Source organism: Streptomyces sp. NPDC008163, from assembly GCF_042956885.1.
GTDB classification, from domain to species: domain Bacteria; phylum Actinomycetota; class Actinomycetes; order Streptomycetales; family Streptomycetaceae; genus Streptomyces; species Streptomyces drozdowiczii_A.
Genome location: NZ_JBIBHG010000003.1, coordinates 340,049 through 362,584 on the forward strand (window position 1 = coordinate 340,049; position 22,536 = coordinate 362,584).

The following is a 22,536-nucleotide window of genomic DNA, read 5'->3' on the forward strand; positions in this document are numbered from 1 at the left end:
TGTCGACCAGGGTCGGATCAGGCCGCGGCGTCTGGTGCGGTGCATCGCAAAGACACCCCCTAAACCCCCACCCAGGAGAACCGGAGACGCCATGCCGTCCCTGCGCGACGCGGCCCGTGGCCGCATCCTCTTCGGAGGCGACTACAACCCCGAGCAGTGGCCCGAGGAGGTGTGGGAGGACGACGTCCGGCTGATGAAGGAGGCCGGGGTCAACTCCGTCACCCTCGGCGTCTTCTCCTGGGCAAGGATAGAACCCCGCCCGGGTGCACGGGAGTTCGACTGGCTCGACCGACTGATGGACCTGATGCACGCACACGGCATCGGCGTCGTGCTCGCCACCCCGACCGCGTCCCCGCCGCCCTGGATGGGGGCACGGCACCCGGAGACGCTGCCGCGCGCGCAGGACGGGTCGATCGTCTGGTACGGCTCGCGCCAGCAGTTCTGCCCCAGCTCCCCGGTCTACCGCCGTTACGCCGCCGCGCTCACCGAGGACCTGGCCGCGCGGTACGCGCGGCATCCGGCGCTCACCGTGTGGCACATCAACAACGAGTACTGCACGCACTGCTGGTGCGACGAGACGGCGGGCCACTTCCGCCGCTGGCTGCGCGCCCGGTACGGGACGCTCGACGCCCTCAACGAGGCGTGGGGTACGGCATTCTGGAGCCAGCGCTACGACGCGTGGACGGAGATCCTGCCGCCGCGAAAGGCGCAGTACATGAGGAACCCCACCCAGGCGCTGGACTTCAAGCGCTTCACGTCCGACGCGCTCATGGAGTGCTTCACCGCCGAGCGGGACATCGTCGCCCGGCACACCCCGCACATCCCGGTGACGACGAACTTCATGCCGCTGTGGTCCGGGCAGGACGCCTGGGCCTGGTCGGCCGAGGAGGACATCGTCTCGGTCGACGTCTACCCGGACCCGCGCGACCCGTGGGGCGGGCAGTACAACGCGATGCTCGCCGACATGACGCGCTCGCAGGCGGCCGGCCCGTGGATGCTGATGGAGCAGGCGGCGGGCGCGGTGAACTGGCGGGGCGTCAACCACCCGAAGCCGGAGGGGCTGAACCGGCTCTGGTCGCTCCAGTCCGTGGCGCGCGGCGCCGACGCGATCTGCTACTTCCAGTGGCGGCAGTCCCGGCAGGGCTCGGAGAAGTTCCACTCGGGGATGCTCGGCCACGCCGGTGAGCGGGGCCGTGCCTACCGCGAGACCCGGCAGCTGGGCGCCGAGCTGGCCGCGATCGGCTCCGCTGTGTCCGGTACGGGGGTGACCGCCGAGGTCGCCGTCCTGCACGACTGGGACGCCTGGTGGGCGAGCGCCCAGGAGGGCGCCCCGTCCGCGCTCCTCGACTACGCGGAGGTCGTCCGCCGCTGGCACCGTGCGCTGTGGGAGAACGGCACACCCACCGACTTCGCCCGCCCGGACGCCGGCCTCGGCCGCTACAAGGCGGTCCTCGTCCCGCACCTCTACCTCCTCGACGACGCGGCGGTCGACCACCTCGTGGCGTACGTGGCGGGCGGCGGGCACCTGGTGTGCGGCTTCTTCAGCGGCGTCGCGGACGTGGACGACCGCGTCCGGCCGGGCGGGATGGACGCCCGCCTGCGCGAGCTGTTCGGGATCGCCACCCTGCACGAGTGGTGGCCGCTGGACGCGGACGAGACCGTGGAGTGCGACGGTTTCCGGGGCACCCTCTGGTCCGAGGAGCTGGAGGCGGCCGAGGACACCGAGGTGCTGGCCGCCTACCGCGACGGTGAGCTGGCCGGGCTGCCAGCCGTGCTGCGCCGGGGCCGCGCGGTGTACGTGTCGACGCTCCCCGAGCCCCCGGCGCTGCGGGCCCTCCTGGCCGACGTGGTCCGGGAGGCCGGGGCGGGCCCGGTCCTCGCCGGGCTGCCCGAAGGGGTGGAGGCGGTGCGCCGGGGCGAGCTGCTGTTCCTGCTCCACCACCGCCGCGAGATGGTCACCGTGGCCGTGCCCGGCGTGTACGAGGACCTGCTCACCGGGCGCGTGGTCACGGACCGGATCGCGCTCGGCCGCTACGGCGTGGCGGTGCTGCGGAGATCCGCGCCGTGACCGGGCGCACCGGCATCGACTCCACCTGGGAGCCGCGCCCCGCCGCCCGCTGGGAGGACGCGTTCCTCGGCGGCAACGGCCGGCACGGTGCCATGGTGTACGGCGACCCGGCCGACGACCGCGTGATCGTCAGCCATCACACCCTGGTGCGGCCCAACGGCAGCCGGCACGTCCGGCCGCCCGAGCTGGCGGACCGGCTGGGCCGGCTCCAGAGCGCGCTGCTGGCCGGGGACACCCTGGCCGCGGAGCACTTCGGCGCGGGCCGTCCGCTGGTGTGGGTACAGCCCTTCCACCCGGCCTTCCAGACCCGCGTCCGGCCGGTGCCCGGGAACGCCGCCGACCCGGCCGCGGCCTACCGGCGGACGGTCGACTTCGCCACCGGCGAGATCACCGCCGCCTGCGAGTCCTGGCGCAGCCGGGTCTTCGTCTCGCGCGCCGACGACGTGATCGTCCAGCACGTCACCGGGCCGGGGCTCGCCGTGGACGTGACGCTCGACCACGCCCTGCCGGGCGCCCCGCCGCGTCTGGCGGTCGGCCGGAGCACCGTGCTCACGCCGGACGGGGCGCGGCTGACGCTACGCGCCGGCTACCCGGACAGCGAGCTCGCGTACACCGGCGCGACGGTGCTCCGCGCGGAGGGCGGGCGGGTCTCGGTGGCGGGCGAGGGCGTCCGGGTCGAGGGGGCGAGGAGCCTGTCGCTGCTGACCCGGGTGCGCCGGCACGCGGGCCACCTGGACCTGGCGGCGGAGTGCGCCGGGCTGCCCGGTGACGGGTACGCCGCGCTGCTGGACCGGCATGTGGCGCTGCACCGGCCCGCCTTCGAGAGGGCGGCACTCACGCTGGACGCGGACCCGGCGGAACGGGCCCTGTCCGGCTCGGAGTTGGTCCGTCGCCCGGACAGCCCGGCGCTGCTGGAGCGGCTGTGCGCGGCGGGCCGCTACCACCTGCTGTCCGCGTCCGGGGCCCTGCCGCCCCGGCTGACCGGGCTCTGGACGGGCGACTGGGACACCGCCTGGTCGGGGGCCTTCACGACGAACGCCAACCTGAACCTCCAGATCGCCTCGGCCGCCGCCGCGGCGCTGCCGGAGGTGTCCGAGGCCCATGCGGCGCTGGTGTACGGGCAGCTCGCGGACTGGCGGGACAACGCGCGGGCGATCTTCGGGGCGCGCGGGATCGTGGCCCCGTCGCACACGGACGGCGAGTCCGGGCACACCCGGCACTACCAGCGCGCCTACCCGCTGCACCTGTGGACGGCCGGTGCGGACTGGCTGCTGGAGCCGCTGATCGAGCACGCGGAGACGACGGGGGCCGAGGACCCCCGGCTGACCGCCGCCCTGCACGAAACGGCCCTGTTCTACGAGGACTTCCTGACCCGGACCGGGCCGGACGGGCGGGTGGCCGTCGTGCCCTCGTACTCGCCGGAGAACCGTCCGGCCAACGCGAGCTGGGGCACGGTCGACGCGACGATGGACCTGGCGGCGGCCCGCCACGCACTCACCGCCTCGGCCGACCGCTCCCCCGACGCCCCGGTCGCCCGGCGCCGCCGTGCGCTGGCGGACCGGCTGGCCGACTACCGGGTCAACGAGGACGGCGCGCTCGCCGAGTGGGCGTGGCCGGGGCTCGCGGAGACGTACGACCACCGCCATCTCAGCCACCTCTACCCGGTGTGGCCGCTGGACGCGGTCAACCCGTACGACACGCCCGGGCTGGCCGCCGCGGCGCACCGGGCGCTCGCCCTGCGGGGCGCGGAGAACGACTCGGCCCACGGCCATCTGCACCACGCGCTGATCGCGGCCCGGCTGCGGGACGGGGCCCGGGCCTCGGCGGCGGTCCGCTCGGTCCTCGCGGGCGACTTCTTCCACGACTCGCTGATGAGCTCCCACTACCCGGGCCGCGATGTGTACAACGCGGACGCGGCGCACGCCCTGCCCGCCACCGTGATCGAGTCGCTGGTGCAGTCGGCCCCGCACCGCCTGGTCCTGCTGCCCGCGCCGCTCGCGGGCTGCCCGGCCGGTGAACTGCGCGGTGTGCGTACGCGGTTCGGAGCGTCCCTGGACCTTCGCTGGTCGGCCGGCGGTACCGCGACGGCGCTCCTCCGCCCGGCGCGCGACGCCCGAGTCGACGTCCGCACGGGCGACGGCCACATCCTCACCGAAGCCTCCGCCGGCTCCCCCTCGGCTCCCCTGGAGCTGACGGCCGGCGTGGACCGCGTCCTGGAACTCCGGGCGCGGTAGCACCTCCCCCCACCCACCATGGAAGGACGACCCATGGCACCACACACCCTCAGCAGGCTGGCCCTGACCCCGGCGGTGGCCCTGGCGGCCCTCGTCGGCTTCGCCGCCGCCCCCGCCCAGGCGGCCGTCTGGTCCTCGTCGGACCAGTGGGGCACGTACACCACCTCCGACGGCTACACCCTCTACAACAACATCTGGGGCTCCGGGGCGGGCACCCAGTCCATCTGGGCCAACTCCTCCTCGGACTGGGGCGCCCGGGCGGACCACCCGGACACCGGCGGCATCAAGTCGTACCCGAACGCCAAGAAGGTGGTGAACAAACCGATCGGCTCGCTGTCGTCGCTCACCAGCACGTACAACGTCACCGTCCCGTCGTCCGGCGCGTACAACACCTCGTACGACATCTGGGACAGCGACTACGACTACGAGGTCATGCTCTGGGTCAACTACAACGGTGCCGTGGGCCCGTTGGGCACCTCGCAGGGCAATGTGACGCTGGGCGGGCACACCTGGACCGTGTACAAGGGCGACAACGGTGCCAACCAGGTGTTCTCGTTCCTGCGGACCTCGGACTCCACGTCGGGGACGGTGGACGTCCTGCCGATCCTGAAGTGGATCAAGGACACCAAGGGCTGGTGGGGCAACGAGACCATCGGTGACGTCCAGTTCGGCTACGAGATCACCTCGTCGGCCGGCGGGCTCGACTTCCGTACGAACGGATTCGGCGTCTCCACGAGCTGACCCGCACAGCTGCGGAGCCGGCCCCCGCGCGGGGGCCGGCTCTCGCGGTCAGCGGGGAGCGGGACCGGTGCTCTCACGCACCGTCAGTTCCGGTGCCAGCAGCTCGACGTCGTCCGTGCCCCGGCCGGACAGCTTGGCGACGACGTGCTCGACCGAGCGGCGGCCCATCTCCTGCGCCGGGATGGCGACGGAGGTCAGCCGGACCGAAGCCTGGGTGGCCACCTGCTCGGGGCAGATCGCCACCACCGACACGTCCTCGGGGACGGCCCGGCCCTGCTGGCGCAGCAGGTTGAGCAGCGGCTCCACGGCCGCCTCGTTCTGCACGATGAACCCGGTGGTACCGGGGCGCTCGTCGAATATCCGGGACAGGGTCTGGGCCATCGCCGCGTATCCGCCCTCGCAGGGGCGGTGCAGCACGCGCACGCCGGTCTCCCGGGCCCTGGCGCGTACGCCGTCGACGGTGCGCTCGGCGAAACCGGTGTGGCGCTCGTAGACCGCGGCGGCCTCGCCGATGACGGCGATCTCGCGATGTCCGAGGCCGGCCAGATGCTCCACGCAGAGCGCGCCGGTCGCCTCGAAGTCGAGGTCCACACAGGTCAGTCCGGTGGTGTCGGCAGGCAGGCCGATGAGGACGGCGCCCCGGTCCGTCTCGCGCAGCAGGGGCAGCCGCTCGTCGTGCAGTTCCACGTCCATCAGGATCATCGCGTCGGCCAGCGAGCTGCCGGCGATCCGCCGCACGGCGGCCGGCCCCTCCTCGCCGGTGAGGAGGAGGACATCGTAGCCGTGGGTGCGGGCGGTGGTGGCGACCGCGATGGCGATCTCCATCATCACGGGCACGTACATGTCGGTGCGCAGCGGCACCATCAGCGCGATGATGTTGGACCGGCTGCTGGCGAGCGCCCGGGCCCCGGCGTTGGGGTGGTAGCCGAGCTGCTGGATGCTCTGCTCGACGCGCTCGCGGGTGGCGACGGAGATGGAGCGCTTCCCGCTGAGGACGTAGCTCACCGTGCTCGCGGAGACTCCGGCGTGCTGCGCGACCTCGGCCAGGGTGACCACGGCTCTCCCTCACGGTCGAATATGGCGAAGCGCTTCGACTCCGCTCCCTCCAGCCGTGACGTGGAGAGACAGCGCGAGCCTAGCTCTGCCGTGACGGCATGTCCAGACCACTGTCGAAGCGCTTCGACTCAGGGTGGGGCTCCCGGCTACCGCAACGATAGGCCCGCCGCCCGCGTCCCCGTCACACCGGCTCAGCCGCCCAGCAGGACGGGAAAGGACTCCATGTCGTTCTGCGTCATCACCGGGAGCTTGCGCAGCTCGGCGTCGGGGACCGCGAGCCGCAGGTCCGGGAAGCGCGCGAAGAGGGCCGGGAGGGCGATGCCCGCCTCGACCCGGGAGAGTCCGGCGCCGGGGCAGATGTGCGGGCCGTGCCCGAAGGTGATGTGCCGGATCGGGGTGGGGCGCGTGATGTCGAAGGCGTCCGCGTCGGGGCCGTGCTGCTCGGGGTCGCGGCCGATCACCCGGTACGAGACGACCACGCCCTCGCCCTTGGCGATGACGGCGTCGCCGACCTGGATGTCCTCGGTGGCGAACCGCATGAGCAGGTGGGTGGTCGGGGTGTCCCAGCGCAGCGTCTCCTCGATGACGGTGTCCCAGGACACCTCGCCGTCGAGGACCATCCGGAGCTGGCCGGGGTGGGCGAGCAGGGCGCGTACGGCGTTGAGGATGAGCCCGATCGTGGTCTCGTGCCCGGCGGCCACCATGGCCTTGAGGTTGCCGACGACCTCCTCCTCGGTCAGCGGCTCACCGCCCTCCTCGGCCAGGATCAGCGCGGACGTCAGGTCGTCGGTGGGGTGCGCGGCCTTCTCGCGTACGAGTCCGGCGTAGAAGACGTCCAGGTCGGCCAGGAGCGCCAGCCGCTCGTCCTGCGGGGTGAGCATGGAGAAGAACTTCTTGTACTGACGCGTCAGCATGGCGTTCTCGGCCGGGTCGACCCCCATCAGCATGCCGACGACCCGCATGGGCAGCGGCTGGGCGAACACCGACTTGAGGTCCACCACGGCCCCGTCCCGGCCGCCCTCCTCCAGCGCGTCCAGCAGCTCGGCGGTGAACTTCTCGATGGCGGGGCGTATCGCTTCCAGACGGCGGGGCGTGAGCGCCTGGGAGGTCTTGGTGCGCAGCCTGCGGTGCTCCGCGCCGTCGACGGTGAACATGGACCGCCCGGCGTCGATCATGCCGATGAGCGGCCAGGCGTGCGTCACCTCACCGCTCTGCCAGAGCCCCCAGGCGTTGATGTCCTTGACCAGGCGCGGGTCGACCAGGAGCCGCCGGGCGTCCGCGTGCCGGGTGAGGGTCCACGCCGGGACGCCGAGGAGTTCGATCCGGGCCAGCGGTCCGGCGTCGCGCAGCCGTGCGGTCTCGCCGTCGAGGTCCTGGACCATCGGGTCGATCACGACGGTGGCACCCGGCTGGGCCGCGGCCCGGGCGGCATGGGGGCAGGTCACGAGAGATCTCCTGTCGTGCGTACGGGGGTGAACCGGACGGGGAGCGTGGTGTTGCCGCGCAGGAAGGGGGAGGGCCGTCGGACCAGGTCCTCGACCGCGACGTCGAGCCGGAGGTCGGGCAGCCGGTCGAGCAGTACCTCGATGCCGGTCCTGGCGATGATCTCGGCGATCTCCTGGGCGGGGAACGGGCACCGGTACTCGCCGTGGCTGAAGGCGAGGTGCGCGCCGTTGCCGCCGTGGGCGGGGCCCGTGCCGCCGGAGAGGCCCTGGCGGATCAGCGGGTCGGTGTTGGCGGCGCCGAGGCCGAGGAGCAGCATGTCCCCGGACCGGATGCGCTGCCCGCCGAGCTGGGTGTCGCGGGCGGCCCAGCGGCCGGCCAGGATCTGGGTGGGGGTGTCCTCCCACAGCACCTCGTTCATGGCCTCGCCGATGCTGCGCCGGCCGCCGGCCATGGAGTCGGCGAACTCGTCCTCGGTGAGCATCAGCCGGACCGAGTTGCTGATCCAGTCGGCGGTCGGGAGGTGCCCGGCGGCAGTGATGGCCATCAGGTCGAGCGTGTACTCCTCGTCGGTGAACTCCTCGGGGTACGCGAGCATCCGGGAGGTCACGTCGTCGCCCGGCGCGGCCCGCTTCGCGGCGAGCAGCCGCGCCATGTGCTCCCCGAACCGCTGGTGGGCGCTCTGCGCCTCCCGTCCCCCGTCCGCGAGGTCCTTCAGGACGCGCGCGATGGCGGCGCCCTGCTCGTCGGGGAAGCCGACGAGCCGGGCGAGGACGAGCACGGGCAGCGGTTCGCAGAACTCGGCGACGAGGTCGGCGGTGCCCCGGGCGCACACCGCGTCGATCAGCCGGTCGGCGAGCTGCTCGCAGTGCCGGCGGATGCGGAACGGGTCGGCCGCTTCGAGGGCGGGGGTGACCATGCGGGCGTGCCGCAGGTGCTCCTCGCCCGCGCTGAAGTAGATGGACGGCAGGGGCCGCCCGACCATCGGCAGCAGCGGCCAGTCGTCGGGGACGTTCGACCACTGGTTCCAGAGGCCGACGTCGCGCGGGAACAGCTCGCCGTCGCTGGTGACCCGGTGGATCTCCCGGTATCCGATGACCAGCCAGGCCGGGAAGCCGCCGAGCAGTTCGACGGGGACGACCGGCCCGTGGTCGCGGCGCATCGCGCGGTAGACACTCTGGGGCTCGGCCTGGAAGCCGGGTCCCCAGAGCGGGACGGCTCCGGCGTGTGCCGGGCAGCCGGAAGGGGCATCCGGGGACACCGGCGCGGACTCGGCCGGGGAGGGGCGCGTCATGAATCCTGACTCCTGTGGCGAACGACTGCACGCGCCAAGATCACGCGGTCAACTCTCGCTCACTATAAGGATTTTATGTGCAGCAGGATGGTCATTCACGATCAATCCCGAACCATGGACGTCCGCCCCGGCCGGTCCGCGCGGAGCCTCACCCGGTGCGCAGCCCCGGATCGCTCACCCCGGCCGCGCCCGTCTCGACGTGCCCGGCGAAGCGCCGCAGGAAGGTGGCGTCCGCGTCGCTCGTGACGGTGAGGTCGTACCAGCGCTTGCTGCGGCGCAGGTCGAGCGTCTGCGCGACGGGCTGGCCCGGCCGCACGGTGACCGTCCGCACCTCTCCCCCGTAGGCGGCGGCGCTGCGCAGGGTCAGCCGGACGGAGCCGGTGCCGCTGTGGGTGAGCGTGAGGTCGAGGTTGCCGGTGGCGGTGTTGTGGCGGGCGGTCACCTCGGGCCCCGCGGACTTGCCGGGGTTGCGGAAGGAGCGCAGGAAGCCGTTCGGGCCGTGGACGGTGAGGTCGGTGGCGCCCTGGGAGTACGCGGTGTTCCAGGTGTCCTTGACCGTGGCGCCCGCGTGCGTGGTGTAGGTCCAGGGCCCGTCCGTGCGGTTGCCGGACGTCACGAGGAACTGCGCGCCGGCCGCCGGTCCCCCGCCGAAGGTGAGCCGGAAGGTCCCGGCGGCCGGGTCGGCGGCCCCGTCCACCAGCGGCGCGTAGGGCAGCGGGCGGGTGGGGCGCGAGCCGCGCTCCTGCTTCGGCACCGCGCCGGTGGCGGGCGGCACGGGCTTGTAGTCGGGGTGCCGGTCGCCGTCCGGCGGCTCGTAGGCTGCGGTGGACGGCAGTTCGGGCGCGGCGGGGTCCCTGCGCCCGAAGTCGAAGGCGGAGGTGAGGTCGCCGCAGACGGCCCGTCGCCAGGGCGAGATGTTCGGCTCGTGCACCCCGAAGCGCCGCTCGATGAACCGGATGACCGAGGTGTGGTCGAAGACCTCCGAGCAGGCGTAGCCGCCGGTGCTCCACGGCGACACCACGGTCATCGGCACACGCTGGCCGAGGCCGTAGGGGCCCGCCGCGTACCGCAGGTCGCCCGGGAAGTAGTCGGCGGCGGTGTCCACGGTGGACAGCCCCTGCGCGGCACCGGACGGGACGTACGGCGGCACGACGTGGTCGAAGAAGCCGTCGTTCTCGTCGTAGGTGAGGAAGAGGGCGGTACGGCCCCACACCTCCGGGTCCGAGGTGAGCGCGTCCAGCACCTGCGCGATGTACCAGGCGCCGTAGTTCGCAGGCCAGTTGGGGTGCTCGCTGTACGCCTCGGGCGCCACGATCCAGGACACCGAGGGCAGCGTCCCGGCCTTGATGTCGGCCTTCAGGTCGTCGAGCAGGCCGCCACCGTTCTTCAGGTCGCTGCCGGTGCGGGCCTTGTCGTACAGCGCGTCGCCGGGCCGGGCGTCGCGGTAGGAGTTGAAGTAGAGCAGCGAGTTGTCGCCGTAGGTGCCCCGGTAGGCGTCACCGATCCACCCCCAGGACCCGGCGGCGTCGAGCCCGTCGCCGATGTCCTGGTACACCTTCCAGGACACCCCGGCCTCCTGAAGCCGCTCCGGGTAGGTCGTCCAGCCGTATCCCCGCTCGTCGTTGCCCAGCTCGGGCCCGCCGCCGGCACCGTCGTTGCCGGTGTAGCCGCTCCAGAGGTAGTAGCGGTTGGGGTCGGTCGAGCCGATGAACGAGCAGTGGTACGCGTCGCAGACGGTGAACGCGTCGGCGAGCGCGTAGTGGAACGGGATGTCCTCCCGGGTGAGGTGGGCCATCGTGGTCGCCGTCTTGGCCGGCACCCACTGGTCGTAGGCCCCCTTGTTGAACGCCCGGTGACCGCCCGCCCAGTCGTGGTTCAGGTCCTGGAGAAACTGCATCCCGAGCTTGTCGGCCGGCGGCCGGAACGGCAGCACCTCCTTGCCCGCCGCGTCCGCCTGGTGCCACACCGGTTTGCCGCTGGGCAGCGTGACGGGGCGCGGATCGCCGTAGCCCCGTACGCCCTTCATCGTCCCGAAGTAGTGGTCGAAGGAACGGTTCTCCTGCATCAGGACGACGATGTGCTCGACGTCCTGGATGCTGCCCGTGCGCCTCCGCGCGGGGAGGGAGGCGGCGCGGGCGATGCTGCTCGACAGGGCGGTGAGGGCGACGGAGCCCCCGGCGAGCTTCAGGAGCCGGCGGCGGTCGAGTTCTGCCATGGGTGGAGGCCTTCGCGGTGGGGGGATGCGGGCGGAAAACGAGTGGAGTGTTCCAGACCCTGCGGTCTCCGCGTAAGGCTCTTGCAGTGTGCACGGAGTGACGCCGGGCGGAACAGTCGGCGAACCTACCCACCTGGCCCGGGTCCATTCCCGCTCGCCGGGCTCAGGCGCGGCACCGGTGCCGGGGACCGTCACCCGGCGGCGGGCTGAGCGGTGAGGTGTACGTGCCGCCCGTGGCGATCCCCGAGGCGGCCATGTGGTCGTACTCGGTCAGGATCAGGTCCTTGGTGCGGTATCCGCCGTAGCGCGCCTCGTCCTTGCGCCGGACGATGGGGAAGGTGTCCAGGATGTACGCGGTGTCGGCGCGGCCGATCCCGTACAGGTGGAAGAAGAACGCGTCGAGCTCCGCGCGGATCCGCAGCCGGCGGTCCTCGTCCCAGCGGAACGGGCCGCCGGTGTCCCCCAGGTCGGCGGCGAAGGGGCCCATGTCGTGCGCGGTGCAGGTGAGTTCGAGGACGCGCGGGGTCAGGAAGTCCATGTGGCGGTGGACGGTCTCCGGCGGCAGGACGGGCAGCTGGCGGACGTAGAAGAAGTTGAGGTTGAGTCCTGCGGCCTTCTGGCGGGTGACGTAGTCGTAGACGAAGGAGTTGAAGTGCGCGACCAGGGCGGCGCTGTCGCGTGAGCTCCTGGTGTGCAGCAGGAAGACGGAGTCGCCGATGGCCGCCGGAGGCAGGATCGCGGAGATCATGGTGCGCTGGTTGGTGGGGCTGCTGATCCGAAGGAAGGCGAGGCGGCCGGGCGGGGCGCCGGGCGGTGTCTCGGCGCGGTCCACCCAGTTGCCGGGGACGGCCAGGCGGGACGCGGAGGCCCAGGCGTCGGCCGTCAGGTAGGCGGGCTGGTTCTGGCGCTTCACGGCGGTGGCGCTCTTGACCACGTCGGCGGCGCGGTGGTTGTAGGCGTCGACCATCTTGGCCTCGTACAGCGGGAGCATGACGCGGTCGCCGTCGACGTAGTGGTTTCCGGCCGCCTGCCAGCCGGTGGCCGTCAGCTCCTCGCGGGTGCGGAAGCGGTGCGAGTCGTTGGCCATGTGGAACATCGTGCCGAAGGTGACGCCCCACGGGTTGCCGTCCGGGTCGCCCTCCTTGATCAGGACCGGGAGCCGTGCGTAGACGCCGAGGGTGATCTCGGCGTCGCGGCGGGTGCGGAAGACCGGGCAGGTGCCCGTGTTGGGGTTGAGGAGCGCGATCTCCTCCGGCGTGAGCGCGAACACCCGCCCTTCGTCGGCGAGTTCCGCCGGGTCGCGGAGGAAGAAGGCGAACCTGGCGGCGGGTTCGCGCAGGGCGCGGCCGGTCAGGGAGAGGATGCTGAACTTGAACGAGCGGTGGACGTCGGGGAAGACCGGCGCGGCGTTCTCGAAGTCGTACAGGGCGGCGAGCGTGCCCCCGTCGACCAGGTCCTTGAAGTAGAAGCGGGTCGTCGCGTCCGTGGCGATGCCCGTCGGCACGATCATGCCCATCCGGCCGCGCGGGCCGGTCAGCGCACGGCCCGCCTCGGCGAAGACGGCGTACGTGTTGATGTCACCGCGCCCGGTGAGCGGATACCGTCCGCCGGAGCGCAGGAAGTGGCTCGTCCCCTCCGCCGTCCGCTTGGCCGCCTCGAAGTCGGTGTGCAGGGCGGCCCCGCCCGGCGCCTCCTTCAGCGCGGCGATCAGGCGTTTGCGGGCGGCGGCCGTCGTCGCGGCGGCGATCTCCGCGTCGTGCTGGGCGAAGAACTCCTGCTCCTGGAGCTTGATGCGCTCCCAGGGCGGGTTGCCGAGGACGCAGTCGAAGCCGCCGGAGCCGTCGGGGCCGAAGACCTGGGGGAATTCCAGGTGCCAGTGGAAGAACCGGTAGCGGTCCCGCAGCCCGGCGATCTCCTCGTGGGTGGACCGGGGCGCGCCCGGCAGGTCGCGGAGGACCGCGTCGGTCACCGCCGGCGGGGCGTCCGCCGTCCTGCGCCACAGGAACGCGGCGCACCAGGCGTCGGCGGCCTCGCGCCCCGGGGCGACGGGCGGCCGGTCGCGCCCGTCCTTCCGCTCGGCCCTGTTCCGCCTCCTCAGGGCCCTGGCGTGCGCGCGGTCGTCGCCCGCGAGCGGGGTGAACGCCGCGTCCGGGACGCCGTGCCGCAGCAGGTCGGGCGCGGCGCCGATCAGGGCGTTGCCGTGCTTGACGCGCGCGTCCAGGAAGGTGAGCGGCCGGCCGGGCTCCGGGGCCTCCAGCCACAGCGCCATCCTGGCCAGTTCGACGGCCGTCGGGTCCAGGTCCACGCCGTGCACGCAGCGGGCGACGACCTCGCGGAGGGCGTCGCGGAACGCCTCCGCCGTACCTCCGCGCACCGCCGCGACGCGCCGCGCGATGCGGCGGGCCGCCGCCACCAGGAGGTGGCCGGAGCCGCAGGCCGGGTCGCAGACGGCGAGGGCGAGGAGTTCGCGGGCGGTGGCCTCGCCCGGGTCGGCGGCGCCCGCGGCCTCGCCGCGTGCGACGGCGGCGTCGAGGACCGGGTCGAGCGCGGCGTCGAGCAGGCACTCCACCAGGGCGGCCGGAGTGTAATAGGAGCCCGATGTCTTGCGGGCGTTGCCGGGCAGCCCGACCAGCGTGAAGGCGCCGTCCGCCGCGTCGATCCGGGGGACGAGCTGGAGGAGCGATTCGTGGACGGAGCCCAGTTCCTCCGCGTCGAGGCGGCCGAAGTCGACCGGGCGGGCGCGCCGCGTCTCCGGGTCCGGCGCCTCGGACAACTGGCGCACCGCCGTCAGCAGGTCCTCGTCGGACAGGGCGAGCCCGTGCAGCGGGGCGTCGGCCGCCGTGGCGGTGAAGATGCCGCCGAGACCGGGCAGGCCGATGCCGGGGTCGCCGTCCGGGTCGCCGAGGGCGTCGAGTACGGCGCGCAGCGCCGCGTACAGCTCGCCCTGCTCCACGGAGTCGCGCGCGCGGGCGCGCAGGCGGGCCGTCGAGAAGCGCGCCGCGTACCGGGCCCTGGCGCGGGGGGTCGCCGCCGGGGACAGCAGGGCGTCGCGGTCCTCGGTGACGAAGAGGAAGAGGAGCCGGAAGACCAGCCGCAGCAGGGCGTTGTGCAGGGCGGCGGCGTCCGCGTCCGCGCGCAGGACGGTGTTGGCCGGGTGGCGCAGGAAGCCGGTGCCGAGGGTGGTGAGCGCGGCGCGCACCCCCTTGCGGAGCCGGTCCGGGGTCCGGCTGCTGGGGAGGGCGGACATCAGGCGGACTTCCCGGCGGTGACGGTGCGGAGCGGAGACGGGGAGCGAAAGCGTATCCGAGGCGTCCGGCGTCCGGGAGGCCGCTCGCCCGGCGTTGGCTATCCTGAACGACCGTTGCGGATGTGATCACGGGGGACCACGGGTGCGGACGCCGTGCCCGGCGAGGGGAGAGTCACGTGCAGGGTGCCGCGAGCCGGGGGTCGGCCAGAAGGGCCGAGCAGGCGTGGAACCAGGGCATGGCCCTCATGCGGCAGGGGGAGAACGCGGGGGCCGCCGCGCAGTTCGCGCTCGCCACCCAGCACGACCCCGCCGCCGCCGACGCCTGGCTGGGGCTGCATGTGACCGGCACCGACCAGAAGGCGGCGCTGGACGGCATGCTGCGCAGCTCCGCGCAGTTCGGGGCGCTGCGGTCGAAGTTCCAGTCGCCGTTCCGGTCCACCTTCCAGATCGGCCATTACGTCACCTTCCGGCTGGAGACCGCCCGCGATCTGTGGCTGGCGGCCATGTCGGCGTTCCTGGACGACCGGCGGCTCGACGAGGCGTGGAAGGGGCTCTCCACGGCGCTGCTGGACTGCGACGAGACGCGTTTCGTCTGCACCCGGTACGCGTTCCTGAAGGAGGACTGGCCGCTCGTCCTGAAGTTCGCGCCCGGCATCGGTGACGCCTTCCTGCGCGACGAGGCGCAGTTGTACGTGGGCGGGGCGCTGTTCGCCCAGGGGGTCTGCCACGAGTCGCTGAACGTGCTGTCCGCGCTGCCGGGGAAGCTGGACGCGGGCAGCAGGTTCGACGCCGAGGTGAAGTACTTCATGGGGCGGTCGCTGGAGGCGCTGGGCCACGAGGAGGAGGCGCTGAAGCGCTACCAGTACGCGTTCCGGTGCGCGCCCGACCTGCTCGACGTGGAGTCCCGGGCCCAGGCCCGCCCGGTGAGCAAGCCGGCCCCGGCGCCCGCCGCCCCGGTCGCGGCCACGGCGGGCGGGGCGGCGCCCCGGCCCGGTTCCGAAGGTGACGGCGAGGGCGGACTGTCGGCCGACGAACGGGCCCGGGTGCTCGCCGAGGCGCAGCGGGCGCTCGACGCCATGATCGGGCTGCAGCCGGTGAAGCGCCAGGTGCAGACGCTGCTCGCGCAGTTGCGGATGTCCGCGCTGCGCGAGGAGCAGGGCCTGCCCGGCGGGGCCCGGCCCCGGCACTTCGTCTTCGCGGGACCGCCCGGCACCGGCAAGACGACCGTGGCCCGCATCATCGGCCAGGTCTTCGCCGGGCTCGGGCTGCTGAGTTCGGGGCACGTGGTGGAGGCCCAGCGCGCCGACCTGGTCGGGCAGCACCTGGGGTCGACGGCCCTCAAGACGAACGAGGTCATCGACTCGGCGCTGAACGGGGTGCTGTTCATCGACGAGGCGTACGCGCTGTACAACACCGGGACGAGCGGTGGCGACGCCTTCGGCAAGGAGGCGATCCAGGTGCTGCTGAAGCGGGCGGAGGACGACCGGGACCGGCTCGTCGTGGTGCTCGCCGGCTACCGGGACGAGATGTCGGGGCTGCTCGCCACCAACCCCGGACTGGTCTCCCGGTTCAACACCCGGGTGGACTTCCCGTCGTACTCCGCCGAGGAACTGGTCCGGATCGCCCGGTCGGTGCTGGCCTCGCAGGGCGACGAGCCGGACGCGGGCGCGCTCGACGTCCTGAATTCGCTGTGCACGGCGATCGTGGACGGCGGCAAGGCGGATCTGGTGGGCAACGCCCGGTTCGCCCGGGAGCTGTGCGCGAAGGCGTCGGCGCAGCGCGATCTGCGGCTGTACTCCGCGCACACCGACTCCACGCCGACCCGTGAGGAGATGGTCACCGTCCTAGCCTGGGACGTCGTCGCCGCGCACGACGAGCTGATGGAGGCGCACCGGGACGCGGGCACGGCGTAGCACCTGTCTACGATCGATCGCGTGTGCGCACATGTGATCGTTGCCGAAGACGACGAGAACCAGGCCGAGCTGCTCCGCCGCTATCTCGAACGCGAGGGCCACCGGGTGACCGTCGCGCCCGACGGCCTCGCGGCGCTCGACGCGGTCCGGCACCGGGAGCCGGATCTGCTGGTCCTCGACGTGATGATGCCCCGGGCCGACGGCCTCGACGTCGTCCGCGTGCTGCGCGCGGAGCACCGGGAGCTGCCGGTGCTCATGCTCACCGCCCGCACCACGGAGGACGATCTGCTGCTCGGCCTCGATCTGGGCGCCGACGACTACATGACGAAGCCGTACAGCCCGCGCGAGCTGATGGCCCGGGTGCGTACGCTGCTGCGCCGCAGCCGGCGGGGCGCGGGCGGCGAACCGGAGGACGCCGGGGTGCTGCGGGTGGGGGCGCTGGTGGTCGACCCGGTCCGGCACGTGGTGTCGGTGGAGGGGCGGGCCGTGGAGTGCACCCCGGGCGAGTTCCGCATCCTGGCCGCGCTGGCCGCCGAGCCGGACCGGGTCTTCTCCCGGCAGCAGCTCCTGGGCGAACTGCACGGCTTCGACCGCTACATCAGTGACCGGACCGTCGATGTGCACGTGATGAACCTGCGCAAGAAGATCGAACCGGCCCCGCGCCGGCCCGTGCGGCTGCTCACCGTCTTCGGCGTCGGCTACAAGCTGACGGACCCGGCGAAGGCGGCGGCCCGTGCGGCGACTTCGTAGCGTGCGCCGCTCCCCCGGCACAGGTGCGCGGCGGACCGTACCGTTGCGCAAGAGCCTGTTCGCCCGGCTCCTCGCGGTCTCCGCCCTGGTCGCGGCCTGTTCGGTGGCGGCGACCGCCTGGCTCGCCGTGCAGACGACCTCGGGCGCGATCCGGCAGGAGCAGGGGCAGAATCTGGCCGCCGACGCCCGGATCTACCACCAACTGCTCGGTTACGCGGCGGTTCATCCGACCTGGGACGGCGTCGGGGTCACGGTGCGCGAGCTGGCCGAGCAGTCCGGGCGGCGGATCGCGCTGACGACCCAGGCCCGCGCCCCGCTGGCCGACTCGGCGGCCCGGGGCGCGGCGGCGCTCCCGGCCCAGGCGTCCGCGGTGGTCGACCCGCTGTCCGTGGACACCGCGCTGTCGACGGGTGCCGGGGCCACGGGCACCACCACGGACCGGGTCGACCCGCGCGCGGTGGGCCCGTTCCGGCTGCCCGGGGCGGAGCGGACCCGGCTGCGGAAGACCGCCGACCGGGGCGTGGCCTGCCTGGGCGACTTCGGGATCGCCGCGGATGTGGTGGCCGGTGCGAGCGGGCGGCCGTTGATCCAGGTGGTGGGCGGCAACGACCCGGAACGCATCCGGGGCACGCGGTGTGCCGTGGACGCGCTGGACACTCCGACGGCCACCGAGCGGAAGGCGCTGAAGGCGCTCAACCAGCTGGCCGACGCCTGTCTGGAGCGCCAGGGCCGCGACGGCGTCCACCTCAGCCTGGGCCTGTCCTGGGGTCAGGCGGCCGAGCCCGTACCGGCGGAGGCGGTGCCGGTGCCCGCGGCGCCGATGGCCACGATGCCGCCGACCGCCGTGCCGAGCGCGCTGCCGACCGAGGCGCCCCGTACGGAGCCGAGCGCCGTGCCCAGCGCGGTGCCGGGCCCCGGCGACGAGCAGGCGGCCGCCACCAGCGAGAACGACCGGGCCGTCGCCTCCTGTGTGGGCACGGCCCGCCGGGAGCAGCTGAGTTCGTACGTGGCCTCGCCCGCCCTGCTGTTCATCGGCGATCCGGGCGGCGGGACCGTGCCCGGCTTCGACCTCTCCCCGGCGAACACCGCGCGGATCGCGGGCGCGGCGGCCCTGGTGCTGGCCCTGACCGTGGGCGCGTCGGTGCTGGTCGGCGCCCGTCTCGTCCGGCCGCTGCGGGCGCTGACGGGGGCCGCCCAGCGGATGCGGGACGGGGAGGACACCGCGCCGGTGGTGGTGGCCGCCGACAACGAGATCGGGCGCCTCGCCGCCACGTTCAACGACATGTCCGCGCACCGTGCCCGGCTGGAGGCGCAGCGCAAGGCCATGGTCAGCGACGTCGCCCACGAACTGCGCACCCCGCTCAGCAACATCCGGGGCTGGCTGGAGGCGGCGCAGGACGGAGTGGCCGACCCGGACCCGGAGTTCATCGCCTTCCTGCACACGGAGGCGGTCCAGCTCCAGCACATCATCGACGACCTCCAGGACCTGGCGCAGGCGGACGCCGGGGCGCTGCGGCTGCACCCCGAACCGGTGGACGTGGCGGTGCTGCTGGGGCAGGTCGCCGCCGCGCACCAGGCGCGGGCCGACGCGGCGGGCGTCGCGCTGGGCGTCCGGCCGCCGGGCCGCCCGCTGCCACCGCTGGAGGCGGACCCGGTCCGGCTGCGGCAGGCGGTGGGCAACCTGGTGTCGAACGCGGTGCGGCACACCCCGGAGGGCGGGAAGGTCACGCTGCGGGCGTACGGCTCCGAGGGCGGGGACGCGGTGCTCGTGGACGTCGCCGACACGGGCAGCGGCATTCCGGCGGACGACCTGTCCCGCGTCTTCGACCGGTTCTGGCGGGGCGAGAAGTCCCGGTCGCGGCGGACGGGCGGCAGCGGGCTGGGGCTGGCGATCGTGCGCAAACTCGCGGAGGCGCACGGTGGTTCGGCGACGGCGGTGAGCACGCCGGGCGAGGGCTCGGTGTTCACGCTCCGCTTCCCGGCCGGCACCGCGTCCCCCGGCGCTCCGGACGACCCTGATGCGATGAACACAACGATCTGACAGCTTCCTCACAACTTGGCGCGAGCCTGTCCGCACGCCTCGCGCCGCGGTGCGCACCCGCACCGCGGCCGCCCCTGAGGCCCATCCGGAACGGAGCCCTGCCCATGCCCCTGCGCGCCACCCTGCGTACCGCCCTCCTCGCCGCCGTCGCGGCCGGTGCGGTCTGCGTACCGGCCACCGCGGCCTTCGCCGACTCCTCGGCCAAGCCGTCGGCCGAGCCGACCCGTCCCCCGGCGGAGCAGTCCGCCGAGCCGACCGCGGCACCGTCGGCCGAACCGTCCGCCGTGCCGTCGGCCGAGGCGACGGAGCCGCCCTCGGCGGTCCCGTCCGAGGCACCGCGCGGCGGCGTCGCGGCCGGTGAACAGCCCGCGGGCTCCTCGGGCGGCGGCACGACCGCCCTCGCGGGCTCCGCCGCCGCCGCGCTGCTGCTCGGCGGCGCCGGGACGTTCGTCGTGCGCCGCCGCACCGCCCGCCGCGACGGCTGACCCGTCCCCGCACCCGATGAGCCGCAGTGGCGCCGCCCTACCGACCCGGGCGGCGCCACTGCCGTACGTACGACCCCTGGAGCCCTGTCCCATGCCCCGCACCCGCCTTCCGCTCGCCGCCGCCCTGACCCTCGCCGCGCTCGCCGCACTGACCGGCTGCTCCGGCGACCCCGCACCGCAGCCCTCCAAGGCCCCCGCGTCGTCCGCGGCCCCCGAGGCCGCCGCCCCCAGCGCCACCGCCACCGCCGAGCCGCCCGCCCATGTCTCCATCCCCTCCCTGGGCGTGGACAGCGACATCATGCGGCTCGGCCTCAACCGGGACCGCTCGGTCGAGGTCCCGCCGGCCGACAAGGGCATGACGACCGGCTGGTACACGGGGAGTGCCGTGCCCGGCGAACCCGGCGCGGCGGTCCTCATCGGCCACAACGACACCCGCTTCGGCCGGGCCGTCTTCCACGACCTGAAGAAGATCGCCAAGGGCGCGGAGATCGTCGTCCGGGACGCCCGGGGCAAGGACGCCCGCTTCGAGGTCACCGCCCTGGAAACGGTGAGCAAGCACGCCTTTCCGACGGCCCGCGTCTACGGCCGCACCACGGAACGCGCCCTGCGCCTGATCACCTGCGACGGCGCCTTCGACGCGGCCGGACACCCGGTGGACAACCTGATCGTGTACGCGAAGCGGAAGTGAGCCCCGCACCCATGGGGTGCCGAACGTCTGCCGAGCACGCTCACCCGTGAGCGAGTCCAGAGAAGTCGAGCGGTGAAAGCATCGTCAATCATTATTATTGATTCGACGGCTGGGGTAGCTTGTGGGCTGTTCACTCCCCAGAGGTTCAGGACTCCCGCCATGCCCCAGTCATCCGCCCAGGTGACCGCAGCCGAGATCTCACGCATCGCGGGAGTCACGCGCGCCACGGTCAGCAACTGGCGTCGCAGGCACGACGACTTCCCGATCCCCTCGGGGGGCACGGACTCCAGCCCTCTCTACGACCTCGTCGACGTACGCTCCTGGCTCGGCGCCCGTGGCTACACGGCGACACCCGACCCGGCGGAGGAACTGCGCACCACGCTGCGCCTCCACCAGCGGGGCGGGGGCCTGACCGGTAGCCTGCTTCCGCTGGTTCTGGCTGCGGCTCAGTGCACTCCCGAGGAGCGCACCGCACTCGCCGATCTGTCCGACCCGAGCCTGATCGTGCGTGCGGAGGGGGCGTCGGCCGATGTCGCCGACCTCCTGCCCGGGGCGGAGGCCGCACGCTTCGCCGGCGAGGACATCGATGCGCTGCGGGCGCTGCTGCGCTGTGTGCAGGGCGACGGGACCGGCGAGGCGGCACTGGCGGTCCTGGCGGAACGCGAGCTGGAGGACAGCGCCGTCGGCGGCACCTACCGGACCCCGGCTCCCCTCGCGGACCTCATGGCCCGGCTCGTCCCGGGCCCGTGCGAGCGGGTCCTCGACCCGGCGTGCGGCAGCGGGTCACTGCTCGCCGCGGCGGCCCGGCGGGAGACGGGCCCGGGTGCGCTGTACGGCCAGGACGCCGTTACGGTGCAGGCTCAGCGCAGCGCGGTGAGCCTGCTGCTGGCCGCGCCCGATGCGGACGTCCGGGTACGGGTCGGCGACAGCCTCCGCGCCGATGCCTTCGCGGACCTCACCGCCGACGCCGTCCTGTGCAACCCGCCTTACGGTGACCGTGACTGGGGCCACGACGAGCTCGCGTACGACTCGCGCTGGGCCTACGGTGTCCCGCCGCGCGCCGAGTCCGAACTGGCCTGGGTCCAGCACGCGCTGGCCCATCTGGTGCCGGGCGGCCACGCCGTGATGCTCCTTCCTCCGGCCACCGCCTCCCGCGCCTCGGGCCGTCGTGTGCGGATGGACCTCGTCCGCAGCGGAGCGGTCCGCGCGGTCATCGCGCTGCCTCCGGGCGCGGCGACACCCCTCCACGTGGGGCTCCAGATCTGGGTGCTGCGACGCCCCGAACCGGCGGGCCCGGAGCGGAAGACGGTCCTCTTCGTCGACACGGCCGAGGCGGCGGGCGATCGGGCATCCGCGGGGCCGGCGTCCGGTGCGCGCGGGGCCCGAGCCGCCCTGGACTGGCCGTCGCTCACAGAGGCCGCCGTCGGCCTGTGGTCGGCCTTCGCCCAGAACCCGGACGTGTTCGCGGACGAGCCGGGAACGGCGGTGGCGGTGGCGGTGGTCGACCTCCTCGACGACCTCGTCGACCTCACGCCCGCCCGCCATGTCCGCGCCTCCCGCACGGACATCGCTCCGGCCGACCTGGCCCGCGAGACGGAGGATGTACGTCGCCGACTCATCGCCGGGGCCGCGTCGCTCGGCGAGGCCGCGCGCTACACCGGCTGGGGCGCGGCCGGTCCGAAGCCCCGCGAGTGGCGCACGGCCACCGCGGCCGACCTGGCCCGAGGCGGTGCGCTCACGTTGCTCCGCACGGCCCCGGAGCCGCGGGAGGCGGCGGGCGAGGCATCGCCCGCCACCCCGGCCGTGCTCACCGGGCAGGACATCGCCCGCGGCACGGCGCCGTCCGGCAGGCCGCGCAGCCTCCTGACGGGCTCGCCACCGGTGGTCGCGACCGGTGACGTCCTCGTCCGGGCGGTCGCGGGGGGCGACGGTGCGATGGCCCGGGTGGCGGACGAGGCGGACGCGGGGGCGCTGCTCGGCCCCCAGATCCACCTGTTCCGCCCGGACCCGGCGCGCCTCGATCCGTGGTTCCTCGCCGGGTTCCTGGGATCGGCGGAGAACATCACCGCGGCGTCGACGGGCAGCACCGTCGTGCACGTCAGTCCGGGCCGGCTCCGGGTGCCACTGCTGCCGCGGGAGGAGCAGAGACGGTACGGCGAAGCCTTCCGCCGCGTGCACACGCTGCGCTCGGAGGCCGCACGCGCCACGGCACTGGCCGACGCGACGGCCCGGCTGCTGGCGGGCGGCCTCACGGGCGGCGGACTGATCCCGTCACCGCCGTCGCCCGAGGACGCAGGGACATCGGACGCCGAATCGTCCTGAACCCGCACCACACCCTTCACGCAACCACCACACTTGCCC

General features: G+C 73.7%; 14 protein-coding genes. 9 read left to right on the forward strand and 5 right to left on the reverse strand.

Translation table 11 applies throughout. The features are described 5' to 3' along the window. The first annotated feature begins 91 nt into the window (after positions 1-91). Genes ACFZAT_RS09520 through ACFZAT_RS09530 form a run of 3 tightly spaced genes read left to right on the forward strand, consistent with a single transcriptional unit; the run spans position 92 to position 5,043 of the window. Positions 92-2,068 carry a beta-galactosidase gene (locus tag ACFZAT_RS09520; protein ID WP_391262391.1) on the forward strand — a complete coding sequence of 659 codons (1,977 nt, stop codon included), beginning with the start codon at positions 92-94 and terminating at the stop codon, positions 2,066-2,068. Then, positions 2,065-4,302 carry a glycoside hydrolase N-terminal domain-containing protein gene (locus tag ACFZAT_RS09525; protein ID WP_391262393.1) on the forward strand — a complete coding sequence of 746 codons (2,238 nt, stop codon included), beginning with the start codon at positions 2,065-2,067 and terminating at the stop codon, positions 4,300-4,302. Before ACFZAT_RS09520 ends, ACFZAT_RS09525 begins: the two co-directional genes overlap by 4 nt. A gap of 33 nt (positions 4,303-4,335) precedes the next feature. Then, complete coding sequence (locus tag ACFZAT_RS09530) at positions 4,336-5,043, forward strand: hypothetical protein (RefSeq protein WP_391262395.1); 708 nt, start codon at positions 4,336-4,338, stop codon at positions 5,041-5,043. 48 nt (positions 5,044-5,091) lie between these two features. On the opposite strand, the gene ACFZAT_RS09535 is transcribed toward ACFZAT_RS09530, so the two are convergent. The 5 genes from ACFZAT_RS09535 to ACFZAT_RS09555 form a co-directional block, all read right to left on the reverse strand. Then, positions 5,092-6,099 (reverse strand): substrate-binding domain-containing protein, encoded by a 1,008-nt coding sequence (locus ACFZAT_RS09535; RefSeq protein WP_391262397.1) that lies wholly within the window; start codon positions 6,097-6,099, stop codon positions 5,092-5,094. Positions 6,100-6,290: 191 nt separating this feature from the next. After that, complete coding sequence (locus tag ACFZAT_RS09540; RefSeq protein ID WP_391262399.1) at positions 6,291-7,544, reverse strand: cytochrome P450; 1,254 nt, start codon at positions 7,542-7,544, stop codon at positions 6,291-6,293. Beyond that, positions 7,541-8,836 (reverse strand): cytochrome P450, encoded by a 1,296-nt coding sequence (locus ACFZAT_RS09545; protein WP_391262401.1) that lies wholly within the window; start codon positions 8,834-8,836, stop codon positions 7,541-7,543. Before ACFZAT_RS09545 ends, ACFZAT_RS09540 begins: the two co-directional genes overlap by 4 nt. Before the next feature lie 148 nt (positions 8,837-8,984). Beyond that, complete coding sequence (locus tag ACFZAT_RS09550) at positions 8,985-11,051, reverse strand: phosphocholine-specific phospholipase C (RefSeq protein ID WP_391262403.1); 2,067 nt, start codon at positions 11,049-11,051, stop codon at positions 8,985-8,987. A gap of 163 nt (positions 11,052-11,214) precedes the next feature. Next, positions 11,215-14,298 (reverse strand): Eco57I restriction-modification methylase domain-containing protein, encoded by a 3,084-nt coding sequence (locus tag ACFZAT_RS09555; RefSeq protein WP_391262405.1) that lies wholly within the window; start codon positions 14,296-14,298, stop codon positions 11,215-11,217. A 176-nt stretch (positions 14,299-14,474) separates the two neighbouring features. Between ACFZAT_RS09555 and ACFZAT_RS09560 the strand changes: the two genes are divergently transcribed. From ACFZAT_RS09560 to ACFZAT_RS09585, 6 genes are all read left to right on the forward strand, one after another. Beyond that, on the forward strand, positions 14,475-16,211 hold the full coding sequence (locus tag ACFZAT_RS09560) for an AAA family ATPase (protein ID WP_391262406.1): 1,737 nt from the start codon (positions 14,475-14,477) through the stop codon (positions 16,209-16,211). A gap of 21 nt (positions 16,212-16,232) precedes the next feature. Beyond that, positions 16,233-16,961, forward strand: a complete 729-nt coding sequence (locus ACFZAT_RS09565) for a response regulator (protein WP_391262408.1) — start codon at positions 16,233-16,235, stop codon at positions 16,959-16,961. 1 nt (position 16,962) lies between these two features. Further along, a complete protein-coding gene (locus ACFZAT_RS09570) occupies positions 16,963-19,002 on the forward strand; it encodes an ATP-binding protein (RefSeq protein WP_391262775.1) in 2,040 nt (679 codons plus the stop codon). Between the two features lie 104 nt (positions 19,003-19,106). Next, positions 19,107-19,487 (forward strand): sortase-dependent protein, encoded by a 381-nt coding sequence (locus ACFZAT_RS09575; RefSeq protein WP_391262410.1) that lies wholly within the window; start codon positions 19,107-19,109, stop codon positions 19,485-19,487. Positions 19,488-19,578: 91 nt separating this feature from the next. Beyond that, positions 19,579-20,175 (forward strand): class F sortase, encoded by a 597-nt coding sequence (locus tag ACFZAT_RS09580; RefSeq protein WP_391262412.1) that lies wholly within the window; start codon positions 19,579-19,581, stop codon positions 20,173-20,175. Positions 20,176-20,334: 159 nt separating this feature from the next. Then, on the forward strand, positions 20,335-22,497 hold the full coding sequence (locus ACFZAT_RS09585) for an N-6 DNA methylase (RefSeq protein WP_391262413.1): 2,163 nt from the start codon (positions 20,335-20,337) through the stop codon (positions 22,495-22,497). Positions 22,498-22,536: the final 39 nt, after the last annotated feature.

Coding starts and splice junctions, on each gene's coding strand:
- ACFZAT_RS09520 (WP_391262391.1), top strand. CDS start 92: ATGCCGTCCCTGCGCGACGCGGCCCGTGGCCGCATCCTCTTCGGAGGC.
- ACFZAT_RS09530 (WP_391262395.1), top strand. CDS start 4,336: ATGGCACCACACACCCTCAGCAGGCTGGCCCTGACCCCGGCGGTGGCC.
- ACFZAT_RS09545 (WP_391262401.1), bottom strand. CDS start 8,836: ATGACGCGCCCCTCCCCGGCCGAGTCCGCGCCGGTGTCCCCGGATGCC.
- ACFZAT_RS09550 (WP_391262403.1), bottom strand. CDS start 11,051: ATGGCAGAACTCGACCGCCGCCGGCTCCTGAAGCTCGCCGGGGGCTCC.
- ACFZAT_RS09555 (WP_391262405.1), bottom strand. CDS start 14,298: ATGTCCGCCCTCCCCAGCAGCCGGACCCCGGACCGGCTCCGCAAGGGG.
- ACFZAT_RS09575 (WP_391262410.1), top strand. CDS start 19,107: ATGCCCCTGCGCGCCACCCTGCGTACCGCCCTCCTCGCCGCCGTCGCG.
- ACFZAT_RS09580 (WP_391262412.1), top strand. CDS start 19,579: ATGCCCCGCACCCGCCTTCCGCTCGCCGCCGCCCTGACCCTCGCCGCG.
- ACFZAT_RS09585 (WP_391262413.1), top strand. CDS start 20,335: ATGCCCCAGTCATCCGCCCAGGTGACCGCAGCCGAGATCTCACGCATC.